Below are 20,332 nucleotides of genomic sequence, written 5' to 3' on the forward strand. Positions count from 1 at the left end.
CCGCGACTCCGCTCGCGCCCGACGCTGCAGCGGCCGAGATCGACGCCGAGGGGGCCTCGCGGACGGCCGGGGCCGACGCGGCGGCGCGCGGGTGCGCCGCCTCGCGTTCGGGCGGGCCGGTCGCGAGCGGCGGGGCGGCCGTCGCGGCGAGGACCGCGACGGTCGCGAGCGCGGAGGCGCCACCGGGGATCGCGAAGCCGGTGGCGGCGCCGCCGGCCCCCGCCCCCGCCGAGGCGCCGAGCACGCCGGTGAGCCAGTCCGACAGACCTCCGGCGACCGGGAGACCGGCGAGCGGCGGCAGGGCGAGACGCGTGCGGCGAGCGTCCTGCGCCGCGCTCCACGCCCCGCAGCCGGCGCACGCGCGCAGATGGCCGCGCACGCGGCGGGTCGGACGACGGCGGTGATCGGCGGCCGACAGCTCGGCGCGGATCTCCTCGCAGTCGGCGTCGCGGCCGCCCCGGTCGTCGTGCAGCGCGCTGCGCGCCTCGAAGACCGCCTGGCGGGCGCCGCCGGTCGACGTGCCCATGACGCCCCCGACCTCGGCGTAGCCGAGGCCCGCGAGCTCGCGCAGGAGGAGCGCCTCGCGAGCGCGAGGGGGCAGGTCGCCGACGGCGTGGAGCACCGCGCGCAGCTCCTCGCGGACGACGAGCGCCTCGTGGGGCGTCGCGTCGGGCGCCGGCGTCGAATCGGCGAGCTCGGCGTCCGGACGGCGCCGTCGCAGGAGCGAGATCGCCTCGTTGCGGGCGATGCGGTAGAGCCAGGGCTTCACCGCGAGATCCTCGTCGCGCCCCTGGAGCGCGAAGAACGCCTTCGTGAAGGCGGACTGCGCCGCGTCTCGGGCGTCCTCCTCGTGCCGCAGGATCGAGCGGCAGTACAGCTCGATGCGCGCCTGGTGGCGGCGGACGAGGACGGCGAAGGCGTCGGCGTCGCCGCCCGCGGCGCGGCGGGCGAGCGCGTCGTCGGGGGCAGGGCGGCGAAGGGCGAGAGAGCGTGGCTCGGCCGTGTTCGCCATGGCGCGACGATCGCCGCGCCGCCCCGGAGGAGCGTGAGAGGTTCCTGGGAGCCGCCTGAGAGAGCGCGGCGGGTCCCCGCGATCGCGTTCAGCGGTGATCCGCGAGCGCCGTTGCGCCGCACTCCGTGGCGTGACGAACCACTCCGCTCTGCGCTACCGCGCCCTCGACGTCTGCCTCGAGCGCGGACTGCTCCCGGACGCCGTCCTGCGCGCGGGCTCCTCCCTCGCGACGCGCAAGCGGCTGCGCGGCATGCACGCCGGTGGCGTGGAGGGCGAGGAGATCCGGCTCCGCGAGCTGCTGGAGCGCATGCGGACAGGGCCGATCGCCGAGGCGACGGAGGAGGCGAACGCCCAGCACTACGAGCTGCCCGCGGAGTTCCTCGGCCTCACGCTCGGTCCTCGCCGCAAGTACAGCGGCTGCCTGTGGGCCGACGGCGTCACCGACCTCGCCGGCGCCGAGGAGGCGATGCTGCGGCTGTCGTGCGAGCGCGCCGGCATCCGCGACGGCATGGAGATCCTCGACCTCGGCTGCGGCTGGGGCTCGCTCTCCCTCTGGCTCGCCGAGCACTACCCGAACGCGCGCATCCTCGGCGTGTCGAACTCGCACGGGCAGCGCGAGTGGATCACGGAGACGGCGCGCGAGCGCGGCTTCGGCAACCTCGAGATCGTCACCGCCGACGTCAACGACTTCGCCCCGGGCCGCACGTTCGACCGCGTCATGTCGATCGAGATGTTCGAGCACATGCGCAACTGGGAGGAGCTCCTGCGGCGCGTCTCGACGTGGCTGAAGGACGAGGACTCCCGTCTCTTCGTCCACGTCTTCAGCCACCGCACGACGCCCTACCTCTTCGTCGGGACGTGGGCGGCCGAGCGCTTCTTCACGTCGGGCCTCATGCCGAGCCACGACCTCATCGCCCGCTTCCAGGACGACCTGCTCCTCGAGGAGCGCTGGGTCGTCCCCGGCACGCACTACGCGCGGACCCTCCGGGCGTGGCTCGACCGCCTCGACGCGAGCGAGGCGGAGGCGATCCGCGTCCTGCGCGGCGCGGGCCGCTCGGAGCGCGAGGCGCGCCGCCTCTTCGGCACGTGGCGCCTCTTCTTCCTCTCCACCGACGTCATCTGGGGCTTCCGCGGCGGGAACGAGTGGCTCGTGAGCCACTACCTCCTGCGCCCCCGTGCGTGACCCCTCGGGCTCAGCCGAGGACGCCGCGCGGCTCGCTGCGGGTCCGCGGCGGAAGGGGGACGAAGCCGGAGGTCGACTTCACGTACTCCTTGTAGCCGGGACGGCGCTCGTCGATGTCCTTCTCGAGGAGGCCGGCGCCGCTCACGCGGATGAGGAGGACGCTCATGACGACGGGGCCGACGAGGGTCCACCACGTGCCCCCGGCGTCCACGACGACGAGCCAGATCCCCCACCACACGCAGAAGTCGCCGAAGTAGTTCGGATGGCGGGTGTAGCGCCAGAGCCCGCGGTCCATCACCTGCCCCTCGTTCGCGGGGTCGGCCTTGAACCGCGCGAGCTGCGCGTCGCCCACCGCCTCGAAGAAGACGCCGATCGCCCAGAGCAGGACGCCGGCCACGACGAACGCGGAGACGGGGTCGTCCTGCTCGGCGCCGACCATGACGGGGAGCGCGACGACGAGGGCGAGCACGCCTTGGAGGAGGAAGATCTTCACGAGGCTCACGAGCGCGAAGGCGTCGCCGTGTCGCTCGCGCATCCGCGCGTAGCGGCGGTCCTCCCCCGACTCGCGCGTCTTCCGCCACGCGATGTAACCCGCGAGCCGCAGGCCCCACAGGCCGACGAGGACGAGGAGGAGGACGCGTCGCGCCTCGTCGCCGTCACCGGCGAGCGCGCTCGCGACCGCGATCGTCACGAACGCGAGCCCCCATGTGACGTCGACGATCGAGACGTCGCGGAGCACGAGAGCGAGTCCCCACGTCGCGAGCATGAGTGCGGCGACGGCGACCGCGGCGACCGGCAGCACCGAGCCGGGCCCGGCGAGGGCGATCGTGGCGAACGAGGTCATGTCCGTGCTACGTGGCGCGTCGGCGTGCCGATCAGGACGCGTGCGCGCACACCGCCGCAGCGGCCGCGCGCCGAGGCGCGAGCGGGCCGACGCCACGCGATGAGCTGCGACACCGGCCGCGGCGCTACGAGGAGACGACCCCCACCGGAGGAGGACCCGCATGTCCGACGTCAACGACCATCTCTTCGAGACGATCGACCGCCAGCATTCCGCAGAGCCCGCAGCGACCCGCCGTCAGATCGTCGCGGGGACCGCGGCCGCCCTCGGATCGATGGGCCTCCTCGGCTACGCGGCGAGCCCGGCGGCCGCGAAGGTCGCGACGGACGAGAAGAACTCGATCGAGACGATCGCGGCGGTCGCGGCGACCGCCGAGGTCCTCGCGACGATCGTCAACACGGTCGGCGTCGAGCGGCTCGGGGACCGGCTCGACCCCGTGACGCGCCGCAACGTGGCGGCCGCGGCGCAGCAGGAGAAGAACCACTACGAGCTGCTCACCTCCGACGCCGTCGGCGGCAAGCCGGTGACGAAGAGGATCTTCGTCCCGAACTCGGTCTTCGAGACCCCCGAGAACCTCCTCACCGCGCTCGTCGTCGGCGACCAGGTCTTCATCAACGCCTACCTGCTCGCCAACACGGTCTTCGCGCGCCAGGGGACGCTGAGCGGCTCGAAGTTCGCCCGCTACACCGCGGAGATCATGGCGACCGAGGCCGTCCACCGCGCGCTCGCGCTCCAGTCTCTGGGACGCCTCGGCAACGACCGCGCGTACGCGAAGTTCCGGCAGGCCGAGCAGACGCCGAACATCCCGACGACCGGTCAGGGCGGCTTCTCGAGCATCCTCAAGGCAGTCGAGGTCCTCGAGTCCGTCGGCTTCGGGTTCGGCAAGCCGGGCGACGTCCCGGGCACGGCGTTCGACTACGACGAGGTCGCCGCGCGCACCCCGACCGATCCGGCGGTGCACACGCTCTCGATCGACTGACCGCGCGCTCGCGGCGCGCAGCACGGGTCTGCGCGCCGCGTCGTCCCCGACCCAGGCGTCCGGCGGGTTGGCAGGCTGCCAACAGCGCCGTCTGCAGGATGTCTCTGGCAGGATGCCGCCGCATGAGCTCCCCTGAGACCCCTCCGCGCACCGGCCCCCTCACGGGCGTCCGCATCCTCGAGGTCGGCGGCATCGGCCCGAACCCCTTCGCCGGGATGCTCCTCTCGGACCTCGGCGCCGACGTGCTGCGGCTCGACCGCCCGGGCGGGGATCTCTTCCCGACGAAGTTCAACACGACGCTCCGCGGGCGCGCGACCGTGCTCGTCGACCTCAAGAGCGACGCCGGGCGGGAGGCCGTGCTCGACCTCGCCGCGGAGGCCGACGCGCTCATCGAGGGATACCGGCCCGGCGTCATGGAGCGGCTCGGCCTCGGTCCCGACGACGTCCACGCCCGCAACCCGAAGCTCGTCTACGGCCGCATGACCGGCTACGGGCAGGAGGGGCCGATGGCCTCGGTCGCCGGCCACGACATCAACTACATCTCGCTCGCAGGCGCGCTCGGCCCCTCGGCGCGCAAGGGCGAGCGGCCGATGTTCGCGCTCAACCTCGTCGGCGACTACGGCGGAGGGGCGATGTTCCTCGCCCTCGGCGTGCTCGCGGGCGTCATCGAGGCGCGGACGTCCGGGAAGGGCCAGGTCGTCGACGCCGCGATGGTCGACGGCGCCGCCACCCTCACGGCGATGTTCCACGGCATGCGCGCCGCGGGCTTCTGGTCCGACGAGCCGGGCACGAACCTCCTCGACTCGGGCGCCCACTTCTACGAGGTCTACCGCGCGGCGGACGGCGGTCACGTCGCGGTCGGCGCGATCGAGCCGCAGTTCTACGCGCGCCTCCTCGAGCTCCTCGAGATCCCGGCGGACGAGATGCCGCAGTTCGCCCAGGACCGCTGGCCCGAGTTCAAGGAGCGCCTCACCGGCGTCTTCGCGTCGAAGGACACCGCGCACTGGGCGGACCTCCTCGAGAAGGAGGAGACCTGCGCGACCGTCGTCCGCGGCCTCGGCGACGCGCACGAGCACCCGCACATGGCCGCCCGCGGCACGTTCGTCGAGGTCGCCGGGATGCGCCAGCCGGACGCCGCCCCGCGCTTCGACCGGACCCCGGGAGCCGCCCGGCCCCCGATCGCCGACAGCGCCGCCGTGCTCGAGAGCTGGGGCTTCGACGCGGCGCGGCAGGAGAAGCTGCGCGCGTCCGGCGCGCTGCCCGACGCCTGACCGGGCGCTTCACCCCGGGTGCGGGTGACGCGGCGGCTCACCGGTCGCCGCGCCCTCGGTCGCCGGGCTCTGGCCCGTGCGCCCGCGCTCGGGGCCCTGCGCCGCCGCGCGGATCCCCGCGTCGTGCTCACCGAGCGCGGGAGGGGAACCCGACAGCGGGAGCGGCGCGCCGCCGAGCCGGATCGGCGTCCTCAGCTGCGGTGTCCCGTCGGGCAGCTCCGCGACGAGGCCCGCGCGGGTGTCGGGGTCGGCGAGCATCTCCTCGACCGTGTTGATCGGCGCCGCCGCGACGCCCGCCTCGTTGAGCGCCTGCACCCACTCGGCCGCCGGCCGCGCGGCGAGGCGCTCGGCGAGGAGGGCCTCGAGCTCCTCGCGGTGCTCGACGCGCAGCGGGTTCGTCGCGAACCGGGGGTCCCGCGCGAGCTGCGGGGCGCCGACGACGTCGCAGAGGCGCGCGAACTGGGCCTCGCTCGTCGCCGCGATCGCGACGCCCTTGTCGCCGGCCGGAAGCACCTGGTAGGGCGCGATGCTCGGGTGCGTGTTGCCTCGCGCGCGCGGCGCCGTCCCGCTGACGAGGTGGTTGAGCGCGTGGTTGACGAGGAGGGATCCGCAGGCCTCGGCGAGCGCGACCTCGACGCGTTCTCCGACGCCCGTCGCCTCGGCGCGCCGGAGCGCGGCGAGGACGCCGATCGCGGCGTAGAGCCCGGCCGAGAGGTCCGCGATCGGGACGCCCGCCTTCACCGGCGTCTCCGGGTCGGGGCCCGTCAGCGAGACGACGCCGGCGTGCGCCTGCACGACGAAGTCGAGCGCCGGCCAGCTCGCGCGGGCGCCGTCGTGGCCGTAGCCGGAGATGACGCCGTGGACGAGCTTCGGATTGCGGGCGGCGAGCACCTCGTCGGAGAGCCCGAGACGCTCCATCGTCCCGGGGAGGAAGTTCTCGAGGAGGACGTCGGCGTGCTCGACGAGCGCCAGGACGACGGCGCGGTCCGCGTCGTCGCGGAGGTCGAGCGCGATCGAGCGGCGGCCGCGGTTGCAGGTGAGGAAGTACGCGGCGTCCCCGCTCGCGGCGTACGGAGGCCCCCACCGCCGCGTCTCGTCGCCCTCGCCCGAACGCTCGACCTTGATGACGTCCGCGCCGAGGTCGGCGAGGATCTGCGTCGAGAAGGGGCCGGCGAGGATGCGGCTGAGGTCGAGGACGCGCACGCCCGCGAGGGGACCGCTCGGGGGCTGCGCGGGATCGGGCCACGACGTCGTCATGACCGCGAAGCTCAGCAGGTCGGCCGTCGCGCCGCGCACCGCCCGCGTCGTCCGGACGACGCCCACCCGGCGGGCCGAGAGACGGCCTCGCTCTCCATTTCTCGCAAATTGCGAAGAGTGCGACTACAGTCGCCCTTGGTCGCCGCCGACTCACTCGGCATGGCGATCTCGGTTCCCCAGCCGGCGGCCCGCGCGACGCGTCCTGCGCGCAGCGCACCTGCCGACGACCTACTCGGCGCGACGAGCGCCGCCCCCTATCTCGCGGCGGTCGAGGCGTATGCCCGCCGCTCGCCGGCGCGCTTCCACGTCCCCGCCCATGGCGGCGGCGACGGCGCCGACCAGCTCCTCCGCCGCGCCTTCGGCGCCGCCCTCGCCCTCGACGTGCCGTCGTGCATCGAGGGGGTCGACATCGGCGACGCCGAGACGCCGCTCGCCCGTGCCGAGCGCCTCGCCGCCCGCACGTGGGGCGCGCGGCGCACGTGGTTCATGGTCAACGGGTCGAGCGAGGCCTCGCACGCCGTCTGCCTCGCGCTCGGCGAGGCGGGCGGGAGCGTCGTCGTCCAGCGCAACGTCCACCAGAGCACGATCCACGGGCTCGTCCTCGGCGGCCTGCGGCCGCGCTTCCTCACCCCGGCCGTCGACGAGCGCCTCGGCATCGCGCACTGCATCACGGCGGGCGAGCTCGCGACGGCGCTCGACGACGCACCGGACGCCGTCGCCGCGTTCGTCGTGAGCCCGACGTACTTCGGGGCGACCGCCGACGTCCGCGCTCTCGCCGGCGTCTGCCACGCCCGCGGGGTCGCGCTCGTCGTCGACGAGGCGTGGGGCGCCCACCTGCGCTTCCACGACGAGCTGCCGGACGACGCGCTCGCGGCCGGCGCCGACGTCGTCGTCTCCGGCACGCACAAGCTCGTCGGGAGCCTCAGCCAGTCCGCGATGCTCCACCTCGGGACGCGCCGCCTCCCGCAGCTCGACGCGCACCACATCGACCGCGCCCTCGCCCTCGTCCGCTCGACGAGCCCGAGCTCGCTCCTCATGTCCTCGCTCGACGCCGCCCGGGCGCGCATGGACGACGAGGGTCCCCGGCTCGTCGCGACCGCGGTCGCCGAGATGGAGTCGGTGAAGCGGGACATCCGCGAGCTCTGCGGCTTCCGCGTCCTCGGCGAGGAGCTCGTCGGCCGGCACGGCGTCGCCGGTTACGACCGGCTGCGCCTCGCGATCGACGTGACCGGGACCGCGACCGACGGTCCCGCGCTCGCGCAGGGACTGCTCCGGGACGCCGACGTCAACCTCGAGCTCGTCACCCCGACCGTCGTCGTCGCCCACGTCGGCGTCGGCACCCCGGTCCGCCGGTACGGGTCTCGCCTCGTCGACGCCCTGCTCACCCAGCCGCGGGCCCCCATCGCCGGCCCTCCGCGCTCGCCGTCCGGCGGTGGATGCGTCGGGGAGCCCGCCATGCGCCCGCGCGACGCGTTCTTCGCCTCGCACGACCGCGTGCCGCTCCGCGACGCGGTCGGGCGCGTGAGCGCCGACACGATCGCCGTCTACCCGCCCGGCATCGCGAAGGTCCTGCCGGGCGAGCGCTTCACCGCCGGGCTCGTCGCCCATCTCGAGGAGATGCGCGAGCTCGGCCTCCCGCTGCGCGGCACCTGGGACGCCGCGACGGCGGCCGTCCGGGTCGTCCGCGACTGACCCTCCGTCCCGTTCCGTTTCGTTCCCCACCTCCCCGAGGAGACCGCAGACCATGACCACCACCGTGAGCCCCGACTCCGTCTTCTTCGAGTTCCCCGCCCGCAGCTACCTCGAGAAGTACTACGGCGCGATGGGTCCCGAGAACATCGCCTTCGTCCGGTCCATCACCGACTACCTCGCCGCCCGCGACGTGCCGACGGGCAGCGTCATCGAGGTCGCCGGGGGACCGTGCCTCTACTCCCTCATCGCCCTCATGGCGGCGCGGGCGCGGCCGTACGAGCACGTCACGTTCACCGACATCGGCTGGAAGAACCTCAGCGAGGTCGACGGCTGGCTGCGCGACGATCCGTCGCAGTTCGACTACTCGCCGGTCCTCGACTGGCTGCACGAGGAGACCGGCGCGGATCCGGCCCTCCTCACCAGGGCGCTGCGCGACTCGACGTGGGACCTCGCCGGCTTCGACTGGCGCGACCCCGTGCCCGCGAGGTGGCGCGGCGCCCACGACGTCGTGTCCTGCCACTTCTTCGCCGAGTCGGCGACGAACGACGAGGAGGAGCTCGTCGCGTTCCTCCGCAAGCTCGGCGACCTCGGCCGTCCCGGGGCGACGCTCCTCCTCTCGTTCATCTGCCGCTCGGGCGGCTACCGCATCCAGCAGCGCGACTTCCCCGCCTTCTCGGTCGACGACGAGACGATCTTCGGCTACCTCGACCGCGCGGGGCTGCGGCTCGAGGACGTCGAGGTCCGCACGGTCGGCGCCGAGGACCCGGCCTCGGACCCCGGCTACGACGGCCTCCTCTTCGTCGGCGCCCGCCTTCCGGGAGGCGACCGCGACAGATGACGTATAGGGCCCTTATCAAGAGCGACCGTCGTCGCGCCGATGAATGGGTGCGTGCCAGGTCCTCCACCTCTCACGAGAAGGGTCCTTCCCCTCACCGCGGGTCTGCCCGCGCTGCCGCGGCAGGCCGTGCGTCTCGCGACGCTCGGCCTCGCCGCGGTGTGGGCGGCCTACTTCGCCTACGCCCTCTCCGACGGCGGCCTCGGCCTCGACCGCGTCATGAAGACCTACGTCTTCAGCGGCATGCTCGCCGCGGCCGCGCTCCTCTGCCTCGCTCGCGCGGCCATCGTCTCGCGCGAGCGGCCGACATGGGCCCTCCTCGGGACGGGGATGCTCCTCTGGGCCGGCGGCTCGATCTACTGGAGCGCCGTGCTCGCCTCGCTCGAGGCGCCGCCCTACCCATCGCTCGGCGATGCGCTCTACCTCGGGCTCTACCCGCCCTGCTACGTCGCGCTCATGCTCCTCGTCCGCCCGCGCTGGCGGCGGATCAGCTCGAGCGTCTGGCTCGACGGCATCATCGCGGCGCTCGCGGTGAGCGCGGTCGGCGCGGCCTTCGTCATCCCCGTCATCGTCACCGACACGAGCGGCGGCGTCGCCGTCGTCGCGACGAACATCGCCTACCCGCTCGCCGATCTCGTCCTCATCGCCCTCGTCGTCGGCGCCGCCGCGATCAGCTCCTGGCGACCGGGCCGCGCGTGGACGCTCATCGGGCTCGGGCTCGTCCTCTTCGCCGTCGCCGACACGGTCTACCTCGCGCAGGTCGCCCAGGGCACGTTCGTCGAGGGGGCATGGCTCGACGCGATCTGGCCGGCGGGCATGCTCCTCCTCGCCGTCGCCGCGTGGCAGGTGCCGCCGCGGACGGCGACGCACGACACGCGCGGCGTCCCGGTCGTCGCCGTCCCGCTGCCCCTCATGTTCACGCTCGCGGCGGTCGCGATCCTCGTGCACGGCAACATCACGGGCGTCCACGCCGCGGCGACCGTCCTCGCGAGCGCGACGATCTTCGCCGCGGTCGTGCGGCTCGGGCTGAGCTTCCGCGAGCTTCGCAGCCTCGCCGAGACGCGACGGCAGGCGACGACCGACGACCTCACCGGGCTCCCGAACCGCCGGTACTTCTACGGTCGCGCCCGCGCCGCCATCGACACGGCGTCGCGGACGGGCGAGCCCTTCACGCTCCTCGTCGGCGACATCGACCGGTTCAAGGAGCTCAACGACACGCTCGGGCACCAGGCCGGGGACCTGCTCCTCCAGCAGATCGGCCCGCGGCTGCGGGACGCGCTGCGCGCCCGCGACACGCTCGCGCGGCTCGGCGGCGACGAGTTCGCGGTCCTCCTCCCCGGCCTCGACGCCACCGCCGCGCAGACGGTCGTCGCCGACCTCCGGGCGATCCTCGAGCAGCCGTTCGCGCTGCGCGGGCTCACGCTGCTCGTCGAGGCGAGCTTCGGCGTCGCCTCGTTCCCCGAGCACGCCGACGACCTCGACGCGCTCATCCGGCACGCGGACGTCGCCATGTACCAGGCGAAGGCGGCGGGCACGGGCTGCGAGGTCTACCTCGCCGAGCGCGATCCGCACAGCCGCGACCGGCTCGGGCTCCTCGGCGACCTGCGCGGGGCGATCGACGGCGGCGAGCTCGAGCTCCACTATCAGCCGAAGGTCGATCTCCGGTCGCGGAAGGTGACCGGCGTGGAGGCGCTCGTGCGCTGGCGTCACCCCGAGCGCGGCCTCCTCGGCCCCGGGGCGTTCCTCCCCCTCGCCGAGCGGACGGCGCTCATGCGCCCCCTGACGATGCACGTGCTCGACGCCGCGCTCGCGCAGTGCCGCGCCTGGACCGACCGGGGCATCGACCTGACGGTCGCGGTCAACCTCGCGGTCCCGAACCTCCTCGACACGCGGCTCGCCGACGACGTCGCGGACCGCCTCTCCTTCTGGGGCGTGCCGCCCTCGCGGCTGCGGCTCGAGGTGACCGAGAACGTCGTGGTGAGCGACCCGACGCGGATCATCGAGGTGCTCACGGGTCTGCGGGCCCTCGGCGTCGAACTCTCCCTCGACGACTTCGGCACCGGCACGTCCTCGCTCGCCTACCTCAAGCGGCTCCCGCTCGACGAGCTGAAGATCGACAAGTCCTTCGTCCTCGGGATGGAGGAGTCGCGGGCCGACGAGATGATCGTCCGCTCGACGACCGAGCTGGCGCAGAGGCTCGGCCTCCGCGTCGTCGCCGAGGGCGTCGAGACCGCGTGGGCGCTCGCCCGCCTCACGGACGCCGGGTGCGAGGAGGCGCAGGGCTTCTTCCTGCAGCGACCGGTCCCCGCCGCCGAGCTCGAGGCCTGGCTCGCGACGTGGGAGCGGCAGCAGACGCTCCGCGAGGCCGCCTGAGCGCGAGCCTCGCGGTCCTGGCGCGTCCGCGTGGTCCCGTGACGGGCCGCTGGACGGATGTCCGACTGCGCTCCCGGTCCGCTGGACCGATTCTCATGGGCACATGGGGACCGAAGTCGTCGATCCCGGCGAGATGGGCCGGCTCTTCTCGCGTTCGACGCACCTGTTCGCGGCGATCGACGGCACGGGCGCGATCCTTCACGCGAACCACGCGTGGGAGACGACGCTCGGGTGGTCGCCCGACGAGCTCGCGGGACGCAACGTGCGCGAGCTCGTCCATCCCGACGACTGGCCGGCGACGGAGCGCACGTTGCGCGGCGGCGGGGACGGCCTCGGGATGGCGGTCGGCGTCGAGAACCGCTACCGCACCCGCGCCGGGGACTGGCGCCGGCTCCTCTGGGCCGGGCACTGGGACGGCTCCGCGTGGCTCGCGATCGCGCAGGACGTGACGGACCGGACGCGGAACGCGCGCGCCGCGCTCCGCGATGACCTCACCGGCCTCGCGACCCGCTCCGCCGTCCTCGACCGGCTCGAGCACGCGCTCGCCCTCGCCCAGCGCGGCGGGACGGACGTCGTCGTGCTGTTCCTCGACCTCGACGGGTTCAAGGGCGTCAACGACTCGCTCGGCCACGCGACCGGCGACGAGGTCCTGCGCGAGGTCGGCACCCGGCTGCGCGACGCGGTCCGGGACAGCGACACGGTCGGCCGCCTCGGCGGCGACGAGTTCGTCGTCGTCGCCGAGAACGTCGGGAGCGCCGACGGGCGGCGGACGCTCGTCGGCCGCGTGAAGGCGGCGTTCGACGAGCCGGTCGTCGTCGCGCGCACCTCGATCAGGGTCGGAGCGAGCATCGGGGTGACCGTCGCCCAACCCGGTCAGGTCGCCTCCGAGGTCCTGCGGGAGGCCGACGTCGCGATGTACCGCGCGAAGGCGACGTCGCACGGCGGCTCCGTGGAGGTCGACGACGGGCTCCGCCGGGAGGTCCGCGAGCGCGTCGCGCTCGGACACGAGCTGCACGGCGCGGCCGCCCGCGGCGAGCTCGTGCTCCACTACCAGCCCCAGGTGACCCTCGCGGATCGCGCCGTCGTCGGCGTCGAGGCGCTCGTCCGCTGGAGCCACCCGGAGCGCGGCCTCCTCTCCCCCGGCGCGTTCCTCGACATCGCGGAGGACGACGACGAGATCGTCGTCCTCGGCGACTGGGTGCTGCGGACGGCGATCGGGCAGGCGCGGCGATGGCGGCGCCGGGGTCACGACGTCGCGATGGCCGTCAACGTCTCGCCGCGGCAGCTCGCCGATCCCGCGTTCCCGGCGCGCGTTCGCACGCTCCTCGAGGAGGCGCGGCTCCCGCCCGCGACGGTCTGCGTCGAGGTGACCGAGACGGCGGTGAGCACCGACCTGCCGCGCATCGGCGACGCGCTCACGGCGCTCAAGGACATCGGAGTCCGTCTCGCGCTCGACGACTTCGGCCGCGGGTGGTCGTCGCTCGGCCACGTCAAGCACCTGCCGATCGACGTCATCAAGATCGACAAGGGGTTCGTCGACGGCGTCGCGTTCGAGGAGGAGGACCGGGCGGTCGTCGCCGCGCTCGTCCAGCTCGCGCGGAGGACCGGGCTCGAGGTCATCGCCGAGGGCGTGGAGACGGCCGGCCAGGCGCACGCGCTCGCCGAGCTCGGCTGCGAGGTCGTCCAGGGCTATCACTTCGGCCGTCCGGTGCCGCCGGGCGAGGTCCCGCTCGGCGGATTCGTCCCGCGCGGCGCGCCGGGCGTCGGCGACCCGTTCGTCATCCGCGAGTTCATGCGCCAGATCGGCATCCCCGCGAGACTCACGTGAGCCTCACCGCCGGGACGCTCCACCTCCTCCTCGGCATCGTCTACGCCCAGTACGGGACGATGACCCTCATCGAGATGCGCCGCCAGCGCACGGTGATGGGCTTCTCGCACTTCGGCGCCGCGTGGGTCGCGATGGCCTTCACGTGCGGTCCGCACCACTTCTTCCACGGCGTCCACCTCCTCCTCGAGGGCCGCGACGCGACGGCGCTCGACCTCGTCACCGTGGTCGTCTCCCTCCCGGCCGCCATCGCCTGGTTCGCACTCCGCGTCGAGGCGTTCCTCGGAGGCCAGGGCGACCGCCACATCCCCGGCTCCCCGCGCTGGATCCTCCTCCTCCCGACCGTGCTCGCGATGTACGTCACCGCCGCCGCGACGACGGCGTTCTACGGGCCGGCCCCGCGACTCGAGAACCTCCCCGGCGTGAGCGCGAACCTGCTCCTCGTCGTCCTCTACGCGGTCATCGCGTACTCCGTGTCGAGGACGCAGATCGCCAACCGCGGCCCGCTCGGCGGCTGGTCGGCGAGCGGGCTCTCGCTCGCGGTCATCTTCGCCTCCTGCTCGGTCATGCACGGCATCGGCGCGCTCCACACCCTCACGGGCCAGTACGACTGGGACGTCCACATGGGCGTCACGGACATCGTCGGGGTGCCGGCCGCCGTCTACTTCCTCGTCGTCGTGCGGGCGCTGCAGCGCGGGACGTTCCGCGACTGGAACTCGGTGTCGGAGCGGCTCGGCACGAGCGGCGGTGACGGGCCCGCCGGCGACGCTCGCGTCGCGGGGGCCTCGGCGTCGGCCTGACGGCCGCGGGACCGCTACGCCCCGACGCCCGCCGACTCCGCCTCGGGCTCGGCGTCGGCCGCATCGGCGATCTCACGGCGAAGGAGGCGCCGGTAGACCGGGGCGACGTTCTCGAGCCTGGCGCAGAGGAGGAGGACGCGGTCGACGGGGCCCTCGACCGCGATCTCGTCGGCGCCGATCGCCGCGGAGAGCCCGCGCCCGCCGCTGAACACGAGGTCGAGCTGCGCCCGCTCGCCCTGCACCACGACGCGCGGCTCGACGGCCTCCGCCGGGTCGCCCAGGACGACGACGGCGTCCGCGCCGAGCCGGACGGCGACGGCCTCGGCCGCCTCGTCCCGCAGGACGAGCGTGAGATCGAGAGCGCGCAGCGTGCGACCGACCGCGTCGTCGGCGTCGGCGGTGACGAGCGACCGGGCGGCGCGTTCGAGGGCGGTGCCGAGGCGGCGTGGATCGGCGTCGGCGGTCGGGGTCACGAGGGAGACTTTCTCGCCCCCGCGGACGCCGGACCACCTCGGTTCCGACAAGACGAGGGCCGCCAACTGTCCGAGTCCACCAGTCGCGGCGCCGCCGGCACGCTCGTCACCCGGCCGGATCGCCGGCGAGCGCGGCCTCGATCTCCGCGCGCAGCTCATCGCGCTGCCGCCGTGCCGGCGTCCCGCGGCGCAGGACGCGGAGCGTGAGCGCGAACGGGTCGGCGGTCGATCCCGGGTGCAGGAAGGTGATGAGCGCGGGCGGGCGGCCCTCCTGGCGGATGCCGACGAGCGAGCGGCCGAGTCCGGGGGTGCGCGGGAACCGGAGGCGGGTCTCGTCGAGCGGGAAGCGCAGCTCGAGCGGCTCCCGCGAGAGGACCCGGCCGAGCGCGTGCTCGTCGCCGAGCCGGCTGATGGCGAGCCGCTCCTTCTTGTCGTGGCGGTGCTCGGTGATCGTGAAGACGAGGTCGCGTCCCTCCACGCGGACGACGCCCGGGACGCGCGCGCCCGTCCAGACGCGTCCCTTGCGGACGTCGAGCCACGCGGTGCGGCCGTCGGGCTCCGGGGTCAACGCGTCCGCCTCCACGTCCCGAGGATCATCATCGTCTTCGTCCCGGTGACGAGGCCGGTCCGCCGGAGCTGGCCGATGAGCTGCTGGAGGTGCTCGACGCTGTCGACACGCACGCGCAGCACGGCATCGGGGTCGCCGGCGACCGTCGAGATCTCGTCGATCTCCTCCATGCGCTGGGCGACGGCGTACATGTCCTCGATCGAGACGTGACCGGCGAACCGCAGCTCGATCATCGCCTCCACCCCCGCCCCGAGGTGCGAGCGGTCGACGAGCGCCGTGTAGCCGACGATGACGCCGGCGCGCTCCATGCGGTCGATGCGCCGCTTCACGGGCGCGGGCGAGAGGTTCACGCGGTCGGCGATGTCCGCGATCGTGCGGCGGGCGTCGCGCTGCAGGAGCACGAGGATCTCGTGGTCGACGGCGTCGAGCCGGATCTGCTCCGCCATGTGGCGATCGTAGCGAGCAGCGCATGATCGAGCACGAATTTTTCGCGTGGGGCGCATCGTCCATGCGTCGAGGCACCGATGGACGCGTCTTCCTTGCGCCCGACTTGGACGCGCGCTTCCCTCGTGGCATGGACGAGGTGAGAACGGCTCTCGGCGGCTTCGGCGGCGAGCAGCTCGTCGTCCGCCGCGACGACGAGCTCGGCCTGGTCGCGGTCATCGCGATCGACTCCACGGCGCTCGGCCCCGCGCTCGGCGGCGTGCGCCTCGCGCGCTACGCGGAGCTCGACGCCGCCGCGACGGAGGCCCGCCGGCTCGCGGCCGCCATGACGCTCAAGAACGCCGCCGCGGAGCTGCCGCTCGGCGGCGGGAAGGCGGTCGTCGTCGACCACGACCGCCTCGGCGACCGGACGAGCGTCATGCGGCGCGTCGGCGAGTTCGTCGCCGCGCTCGGCGGCGCGTACGTCCCGGGCGTCGACATGAACACGCGGGCGGAGGACCTCCGCGAGATGGCGCGGGCCGGCGCCGTCGTCTCGTGCGCGGAGTCCGACCCGTCGCCCTGGACGGCCCGCGGCGTGCATGCCGCGATGCGGGCCGCCGTCGCGTACGCCGACGGCGGCGGGACGCTCGAGGGACTCACGGTCCTCGTCCAGGGCGCGGGCCAGGTCGGCACCGCGCTCGCGCGACGGTGCGCCGCCGACGGCGCCGAGGTGCTCGTCGCCGACGTCCGCCCCGACAGGGCGCACGCGCTCGCGCAGGAGCTGGGGGGTCGCGCCGTCCCGGCGTCCGATGCGCTCGCCACCCGCTGCGACGTGCTTGCGCCGTGCGCGACGGCCCGCGTCGTGACGGCAGCAGGCGCACCGTCCCTGCGCTGCCGGGTCATCGCCGGTGCGGCCAACGACATCCTCTCGGACGCCGCGGCCGCAGAGGCGCTCAGGGCCGCGGGGATCGTCGCCGTCCCGGACTTCATCGCGAACGCGGGCGGCGTCATCGACATCGCCGGAGAGCGTCGCGGAGACGACGAGCGCCGGATCGCCGCGGCGGTCGACGCGATCGGCGGGCGGACGACGGAGATCCTCGCCGGCGCCGACTCGTCGGGGCTCACGCCGCACGCCGTCGCCGTCGAGCGCGCCCGGGCGCGGATCGCCGCGGCGGCCCGACGGGGCCTGCCGCCGACGGAGGCGGTGGCGGCATGAGCACCACCGCCCCCTCCATCACGACGCGCAACGTCACCCTCGAGGACCGCTACCGCGCCGATGAGGGCCGGGTCTTCCTCAGCGGCATCCAGGCGCTGGTCCGCGTCCTCATCGACCAGCACCGGGCCGATGCCGCCGCCGGCCGGCGGATCGGCGTGCTCGCCTCCGGCTACCCGGGATCGCCGCTCGGCGGACTCGATCGCGAGATCGCCGCGCTCGGCCCTCTCGCCGCCGAGAGCGGCATCGTCCACCGGCCCGCGGTCAACGAGGAGCTCGGCGCGACGTCGGTCTGGGGCTCGCAGCTCGTCCCCGGGCTGCCCGGCGCGACGCACGACGGGGTCGTCGGCGTCTGGTACGGGAAGGCGCCGGGGGTCGACCGGGCGTCCGACGCGATCCGCCACGGCAACCTCGTCGGGACGCACCCGCACGGGGGCGTCGTCGCTCTGTGCGGCGACGATCCCGAGTGCAAGTCCTCGACGCTCCCGAGCGCGTCGGAGACGCTGCTCGCCGCCCTCGAGGTCCCGGTCCTCGCGCCGGGCACGGTGCAGGAGATGCTCGACCTCGGGCGCCACGCGGTCGCGCTCTCGCGGGTCACCGGCACGTGGGCGGCGCTCAAGGTCGTCACGTCGCTCGCGGACGCGACCGCGACCGTCGAGGTCGGCCACGCGCGGGTGCGCCCGATCGCGCCGCGCGACGGGGGCGAGCCGTACCGCCACCGTCCCGTCGCCCACCTCCTGCCGCCGCACTCGCACGAGATGGAGCGCTCCCTGCGCGAGATCCGGCTGCCGCTCGCCGTCCGGTACGCCCAGCTCAACGACCTCAACGCGGTGGTCCACGACGGCCGGCGCGCGCGACTCGGGCTCGTCGCGTCCGGCGCCGTCGCCCGGCGCCTCGGGACCGCGCTCGAGATCCTCGGCCTCGACGGCGACGAGGAGCTCCGCGTCCTGCGGATCGGCATGCCGTGGCCGCTCGACGCCGACGCCGTGCGCCGGTTCGCCGACGGGCTCGACGAGGTCCTCGTCCTCGAGGAGAAGGGCCCGTTCCTCGAGCGTCAGGTGAAGGACGCCCTCTACGGGACCCCGCGCCCGCCGCGGGTGTGCGGCCAGCTCGACGCCTCCGGGGCTCGGCTCGTCCCGGACGTCGGGGGTCTCTCCGCCGATGCGCTCGCGCGCGCGGTCGCGCGGCGGATGCTCGCGCTCCGCGACGACCCGGCCGTCCTCGCCGCGCTCGACCGCGTCGAGGCCGCCGCCGCGCGCGTCGTCCCGCCGCCCGCCGCCGTGCGGGTGCCGCACTTCTGCTCGGGCTGCCCGCACAGCCGCAGCACGAAGGCCGACGACGACGCGCTCGTCGGCGCCGGGATCGGCTGCCACACGATGATCGTCCTCGACACCCGTGGGCGCGGGAACGTCGCCGGCCTCACGCAGATGGGGGGCGAGGGCGCGCAGTGGATCGGGATCGCGCCGTTCCTCGCGCCCCGCCACTTCTTCCAGAACCTCGGCGACGGGACGCTCCACCACTCGGGGTCGCTGGCGATCCGGGCGGCGATCGCGGCCGGCCTCGACGTCACGTACAAGATCCTCTTCAACGGCGCCGCCGCCATGACCGGCGGGCAGGCGGTCGAGGGCGGGATGGACGTCCCGTCGCTCGCGCGGGCGCTCGAGGCGGAGGGCGTCGCCCGCGTCGTCGTCACGACCGACGACGTCGACCGCTACGGGGACGTCGAGCTCCCGGCGCTCGCGGAGGTCCGTGGGCGCGAGGCGCTGCCCGCGACGCAGCGCGAGCTGGCGAAGGTGCCGGGGGTCACCGTCATCGTCCACGACGAGCCGTGCGCGACCGAGCTGCGCCGTGCGCGCAAGCGCGGCCTCGCGCCGGAGCCCGCCGAGCGCATCGTCATCAACGAGCGCGTCTGCGAGGGCTGCGGCGACTGCGGCGAGAAGTCGGGGTGCCTCTCGGTCGAGCCGGTCGACACCGAGCTCGGGCGCAAGACGCGCATCCACCAGTCGTCGTGCAACGTCGACCGCTCGTGCCTCGCCGGCGACTGCCCGTCGTTCATGGAGGTCGTCCCTCCCGCGGCGCCGGCCGTGCGCGCCGGGCCGGCCGCGCCGCCGCAGCTGCCGGAGCCCCCCGCTCCGAGCGCCGGCGACGTCCGCCTGCGGCTCGTCGGGATCGGCGGCACCGGCGTCGTCACCGTGAGCCAGGTGCTCGGCATGGCGGCGCTCCTCGACGATCGGCAGGCCGCGGGGCTCGACCAGACGGGCCTCAGCCAGAAGGCCGGTCCCGTCGTGTCGGACATCCGCATCGCCGACGCGGCGGTCGACGGCGGCGCCGCTCCGCCGTCGGGGACGCTCGACGTCCTCCTCGGGCTCGACCTCGTGACGACGGCGACGCAGCGCATCCTCACGGCCGCCGACCCGCGGCGCACCGCCGCCGTCGTGTCGACGACGGTCGTCCCGACCGCCGCGATGGTGACCGACGTCGGCGCGGCGCGGCCCGACGTCACGCGTGCTCTCGAGACGATCGACGCGGCGACGGACGCCGCGAGGCGCGTCGTCCTCGACGCGCAGGCGGTCGCCGAGGCGGCGTGCGGCGACCACGTCCAGGCGAACGTCGTCGTGCTCGGCGCCGCCGCGCAGGCGGGACTGCTCCCCGTGTCGCTCGGCGCGCTGCGCGAGGCGCTGCGGCTCAACGGGACCGCGGTCGAACGCAACCTCGCCGCGCTCGAGTGGGGCCGGGCGTGCGTCGCGGCGCCCGACGCGGTCGAGGCGCTGCTGGCCCGCGCGGAGGGCTCGGAGTCGGGGCTCGTCGCCGGGACGCGGCTCCCCGCGCCGGGCGACCGGGCCCGCGCGCTCACCGACGTCGTGACGACCGCGCCGGGCGAGCTCCGCCGCCTCGTCGAGATCCGCACCGAGGACCTCCTGGGCTGGGGCGGGGAGACCGCCGCCCGCACCTACGTCGACGAGGTCGCCGAGGTCCTCCGGCGCGAGCAGGAGCGCGTGCCGGGGAGCACGGCGGTCGCCGAGGAGGTCGCCCGCGGCCTCCATCGCCTGCGCGCCTACAAGGACGAGTACGAGGTCGCGCGCCTGCATCTCGAGGCGCTCGACGCGATGGCCCCCGGCTCGCGCGTCCACCTCCGGCTCCACCCCCCGCTTCTGCGGGCGCTCGGCATGGACCGCAAGCTCCGGCTCGGCCGCTCGTTCGTCCCGGTCCTCCGGGCGCTGCGGCGTGCGCGCCGGCTGCGCGGGACGCCGCTCGACCCGTTCGGGCACGCGGAGGTGCGCCGGGTCGAGCGCGCGCTCCCGGGCGAGTACCTCGCGACGGTCCACGCCGCGCTCGAGCGGCTCGACGCCACGACGGCCGCCGAGGTCGTCGCGATCGCCGCCCTCCACGAGCGCGTCCGCGGCTACGAGGCGATCAAGCTCCGCGGCGTCGAGGCGTTCCGCAGCGAGGCGCGGGAGAGGCTCGAGCGCCTCGCGAGCGGCGGCGGCGGTGGCGGCGGCGAGGTCGTCCACCTCCCGATCCACCGCGCGAGCGCCGCATAGCCGCGAGATGCAGGAACGTGACCGCGGCGGTCACGTTCCTGCATC

The 20,332-nt window shown here is 74.8% G+C and carries 16 protein-coding genes; 10 read left to right on the forward strand and 6 right to left on the reverse strand.

Annotated elements, in window-relative coordinates; translation table 11 throughout:
* On the reverse strand, positions 1 to 1,012 hold a 1,012-nt coding region (locus tag ACME2J_RS07000), incomplete at its 3' end, for an RNA polymerase sigma factor (RefSeq protein ID WP_495544169.1).
* Between the two features lie 130 nt (positions 1,013 to 1,142).
* On the opposite strand from ACME2J_RS07000, the gene ACME2J_RS07005 reads away from it, so the two are divergent.
* Positions 1,143 to 2,195, forward strand: coding sequence for an SAM-dependent methyltransferase (locus ACME2J_RS07005; RefSeq protein ID WP_495544170.1), 1,053 nt, complete (start codon positions 1,143 to 1,145; stop codon positions 2,193 to 2,195).
* A 10-nt stretch (positions 2,196 to 2,205) separates the two neighbouring features.
* Here the strand turns inward: ACME2J_RS07005 and ACME2J_RS07010 are convergent, their stop codons facing one another.
* Positions 2,206 to 3,039, reverse strand: coding sequence for a DUF1295 domain-containing protein (locus ACME2J_RS07010; protein ID WP_495544171.1), 834 nt, complete (start codon positions 3,037 to 3,039; stop codon positions 2,206 to 2,208).
* 160 nt (positions 3,040 to 3,199) lie between these two features.
* Here ACME2J_RS07010 and ACME2J_RS07015 point away from each other — a divergent pair, with 160 nt between their 5' ends.
* Positions 3,200 to 4,015, forward strand: a complete 816-nt coding sequence (locus tag ACME2J_RS07015) for a ferritin-like domain-containing protein (protein ID WP_495544172.1) — start codon at positions 3,200 to 3,202, stop codon at positions 4,013 to 4,015.
* A 122-nt stretch (positions 4,016 to 4,137) separates the two neighbouring features.
* Positions 4,138 to 5,286, forward strand: a complete 1,149-nt coding sequence (locus tag ACME2J_RS07020) for a CaiB/BaiF CoA transferase family protein (protein WP_495544173.1) — start codon at positions 4,138 to 4,140, stop codon at positions 5,284 to 5,286.
* 9 nt (positions 5,287 to 5,295) lie between these two features.
* On the opposite strand, the gene ACME2J_RS07025 is transcribed toward ACME2J_RS07020, so the two are convergent.
* On the reverse strand, positions 5,296 to 6,582 hold the full coding sequence (locus tag ACME2J_RS07025; protein WP_495544174.1) for a CaiB/BaiF CoA transferase family protein: 1,287 nt from the start codon (positions 6,580 to 6,582) through the stop codon (positions 5,296 to 5,298).
* Between the two features lie 120 nt (positions 6,583 to 6,702).
* Here ACME2J_RS07025 and ACME2J_RS07030 point away from each other — a divergent pair, with 120 nt between their 5' ends.
* From ACME2J_RS07030 to ACME2J_RS07050, 5 genes are all read left to right on the forward strand, one after another.
* Positions 6,703 to 8,235: an aminotransferase class I/II-fold pyridoxal phosphate-dependent enzyme gene (locus ACME2J_RS07030; protein ID WP_495544175.1), complete on the forward strand. Its 1,533-nt coding sequence runs from the start codon at positions 6,703 to 6,705 to the stop codon at positions 8,233 to 8,235.
* A 52-nt stretch (positions 8,236 to 8,287) separates the two neighbouring features.
* A complete protein-coding gene (locus tag ACME2J_RS07035; protein ID WP_495544176.1) occupies positions 8,288 to 9,073 on the forward strand; it encodes a class I SAM-dependent methyltransferase in 786 nt (261 codons plus the stop codon).
* 126 nt (positions 9,074 to 9,199) lie between these two features.
* Positions 9,200 to 11,443 carry a putative bifunctional diguanylate cyclase/phosphodiesterase gene (locus tag ACME2J_RS07040; protein ID WP_495544177.1) on the forward strand — a complete coding sequence of 748 codons (2,244 nt, stop codon included), beginning with the start codon at positions 9,200 to 9,202 and terminating at the stop codon, positions 11,441 to 11,443.
* Between the two features lie 103 nt (positions 11,444 to 11,546).
* Complete coding sequence (locus ACME2J_RS07045) at positions 11,547 to 13,271, forward strand: putative bifunctional diguanylate cyclase/phosphodiesterase (RefSeq protein ID WP_495544178.1); 1,725 nt, start codon at positions 11,547 to 11,549, stop codon at positions 13,269 to 13,271.
* Positions 13,268 to 14,068: a hypothetical protein gene (locus ACME2J_RS07050; RefSeq protein ID WP_495544179.1), complete on the forward strand. Its 801-nt coding sequence runs from the start codon at positions 13,268 to 13,270 to the stop codon at positions 14,066 to 14,068. The genes ACME2J_RS07045 and ACME2J_RS07050 overlap by 4 nt, the downstream gene beginning before the upstream one ends.
* A gap of 14 nt (positions 14,069 to 14,082) precedes the next feature.
* On the opposite strand, the gene ACME2J_RS07055 is transcribed toward ACME2J_RS07050, so the two are convergent.
* From ACME2J_RS07055 to ACME2J_RS07065, 3 genes are all read right to left on the reverse strand, one after another.
* Positions 14,083 to 14,541: a hypothetical protein gene (locus ACME2J_RS07055; protein ID WP_495544180.1), complete on the reverse strand. Its 459-nt coding sequence runs from the start codon at positions 14,539 to 14,541 to the stop codon at positions 14,083 to 14,085.
* A 106-nt stretch (positions 14,542 to 14,647) separates the two neighbouring features.
* Positions 14,648 to 15,109 carry a hypothetical protein gene (locus ACME2J_RS07060; RefSeq protein ID WP_495544181.1) on the reverse strand — a complete coding sequence of 154 codons (462 nt, stop codon included), beginning with the start codon at positions 15,107 to 15,109 and terminating at the stop codon, positions 14,648 to 14,650.
* Positions 15,106 to 15,555, reverse strand: a complete 450-nt coding sequence (locus ACME2J_RS07065) for an Lrp/AsnC family transcriptional regulator (protein ID WP_495544182.1) — start codon at positions 15,553 to 15,555, stop codon at positions 15,106 to 15,108. Before ACME2J_RS07065 ends, ACME2J_RS07060 begins: the two co-directional genes overlap by 4 nt.
* A 128-nt stretch (positions 15,556 to 15,683) precedes the next feature.
* On the opposite strand from ACME2J_RS07065, the gene ACME2J_RS07070 reads away from it, so the two are divergent.
* Both ACME2J_RS07070 and ACME2J_RS07075 read left to right on the forward strand, forming a co-directional pair.
* The gene (locus ACME2J_RS07070) at positions 15,684 to 16,748 is read left to right on the forward strand and encodes an SDR family NAD(P)-dependent oxidoreductase (RefSeq protein WP_495544183.1); all 1,065 of its coding nucleotides are present in this window, start codon (positions 15,684 to 15,686) and stop codon (positions 16,746 to 16,748) included.
* Entirely contained in the window at positions 16,745 to 20,287 is a 3,543-nt protein-coding gene (locus tag ACME2J_RS07075) for an indolepyruvate ferredoxin oxidoreductase family protein (RefSeq protein WP_495544184.1), read from the forward strand. The genes ACME2J_RS07070 and ACME2J_RS07075 overlap by 4 nt, the downstream gene beginning before the upstream one ends.
* The last annotated feature ends 45 nt before the right edge of the window (positions 20,288 to 20,332 follow it).

It is taken from the genome of Paraconexibacter sp., assembly GCF_059438195.1.

Coding starts and splice junctions, on each gene's coding strand:
- ACME2J_RS07070 (WP_495544183.1), top strand. CDS start 15,684: ATGGACGAGGTGAGAACGGCTCTCGGCGGCTTCGGCGGCGAGCAGCTC.
- ACME2J_RS07030 (WP_495544175.1), top strand. CDS start 6,703: ATGGCGATCTCGGTTCCCCAGCCGGCGGCCCGCGCGACGCGTCCTGCG.
- ACME2J_RS07015 (WP_495544172.1), top strand. CDS start 3,200: ATGTCCGACGTCAACGACCATCTCTTCGAGACGATCGACCGCCAGCAT.
- ACME2J_RS07035 (WP_495544176.1), top strand. CDS start 8,288: ATGACCACCACCGTGAGCCCCGACTCCGTCTTCTTCGAGTTCCCCGCC.
- ACME2J_RS07020 (WP_495544173.1), top strand. CDS start 4,138: ATGAGCTCCCCTGAGACCCCTCCGCGCACCGGCCCCCTCACGGGCGTC.
- ACME2J_RS07075 (WP_495544184.1), top strand. CDS start 16,745: ATGAGCACCACCGCCCCCTCCATCACGACGCGCAACGTCACCCTCGAG.
- ACME2J_RS07045 (WP_495544178.1), top strand. CDS start 11,547: ATGGGGACCGAAGTCGTCGATCCCGGCGAGATGGGCCGGCTCTTCTCG.
- ACME2J_RS07010 (WP_495544171.1), bottom strand. CDS start 3,039: ATGACCTCGTTCGCCACGATCGCCCTCGCCGGGCCCGGCTCGGTGCTG.
- ACME2J_RS07065 (WP_495544182.1), bottom strand. CDS start 15,555: ATGGCGGAGCAGATCCGGCTCGACGCCGTCGACCACGAGATCCTCGTG.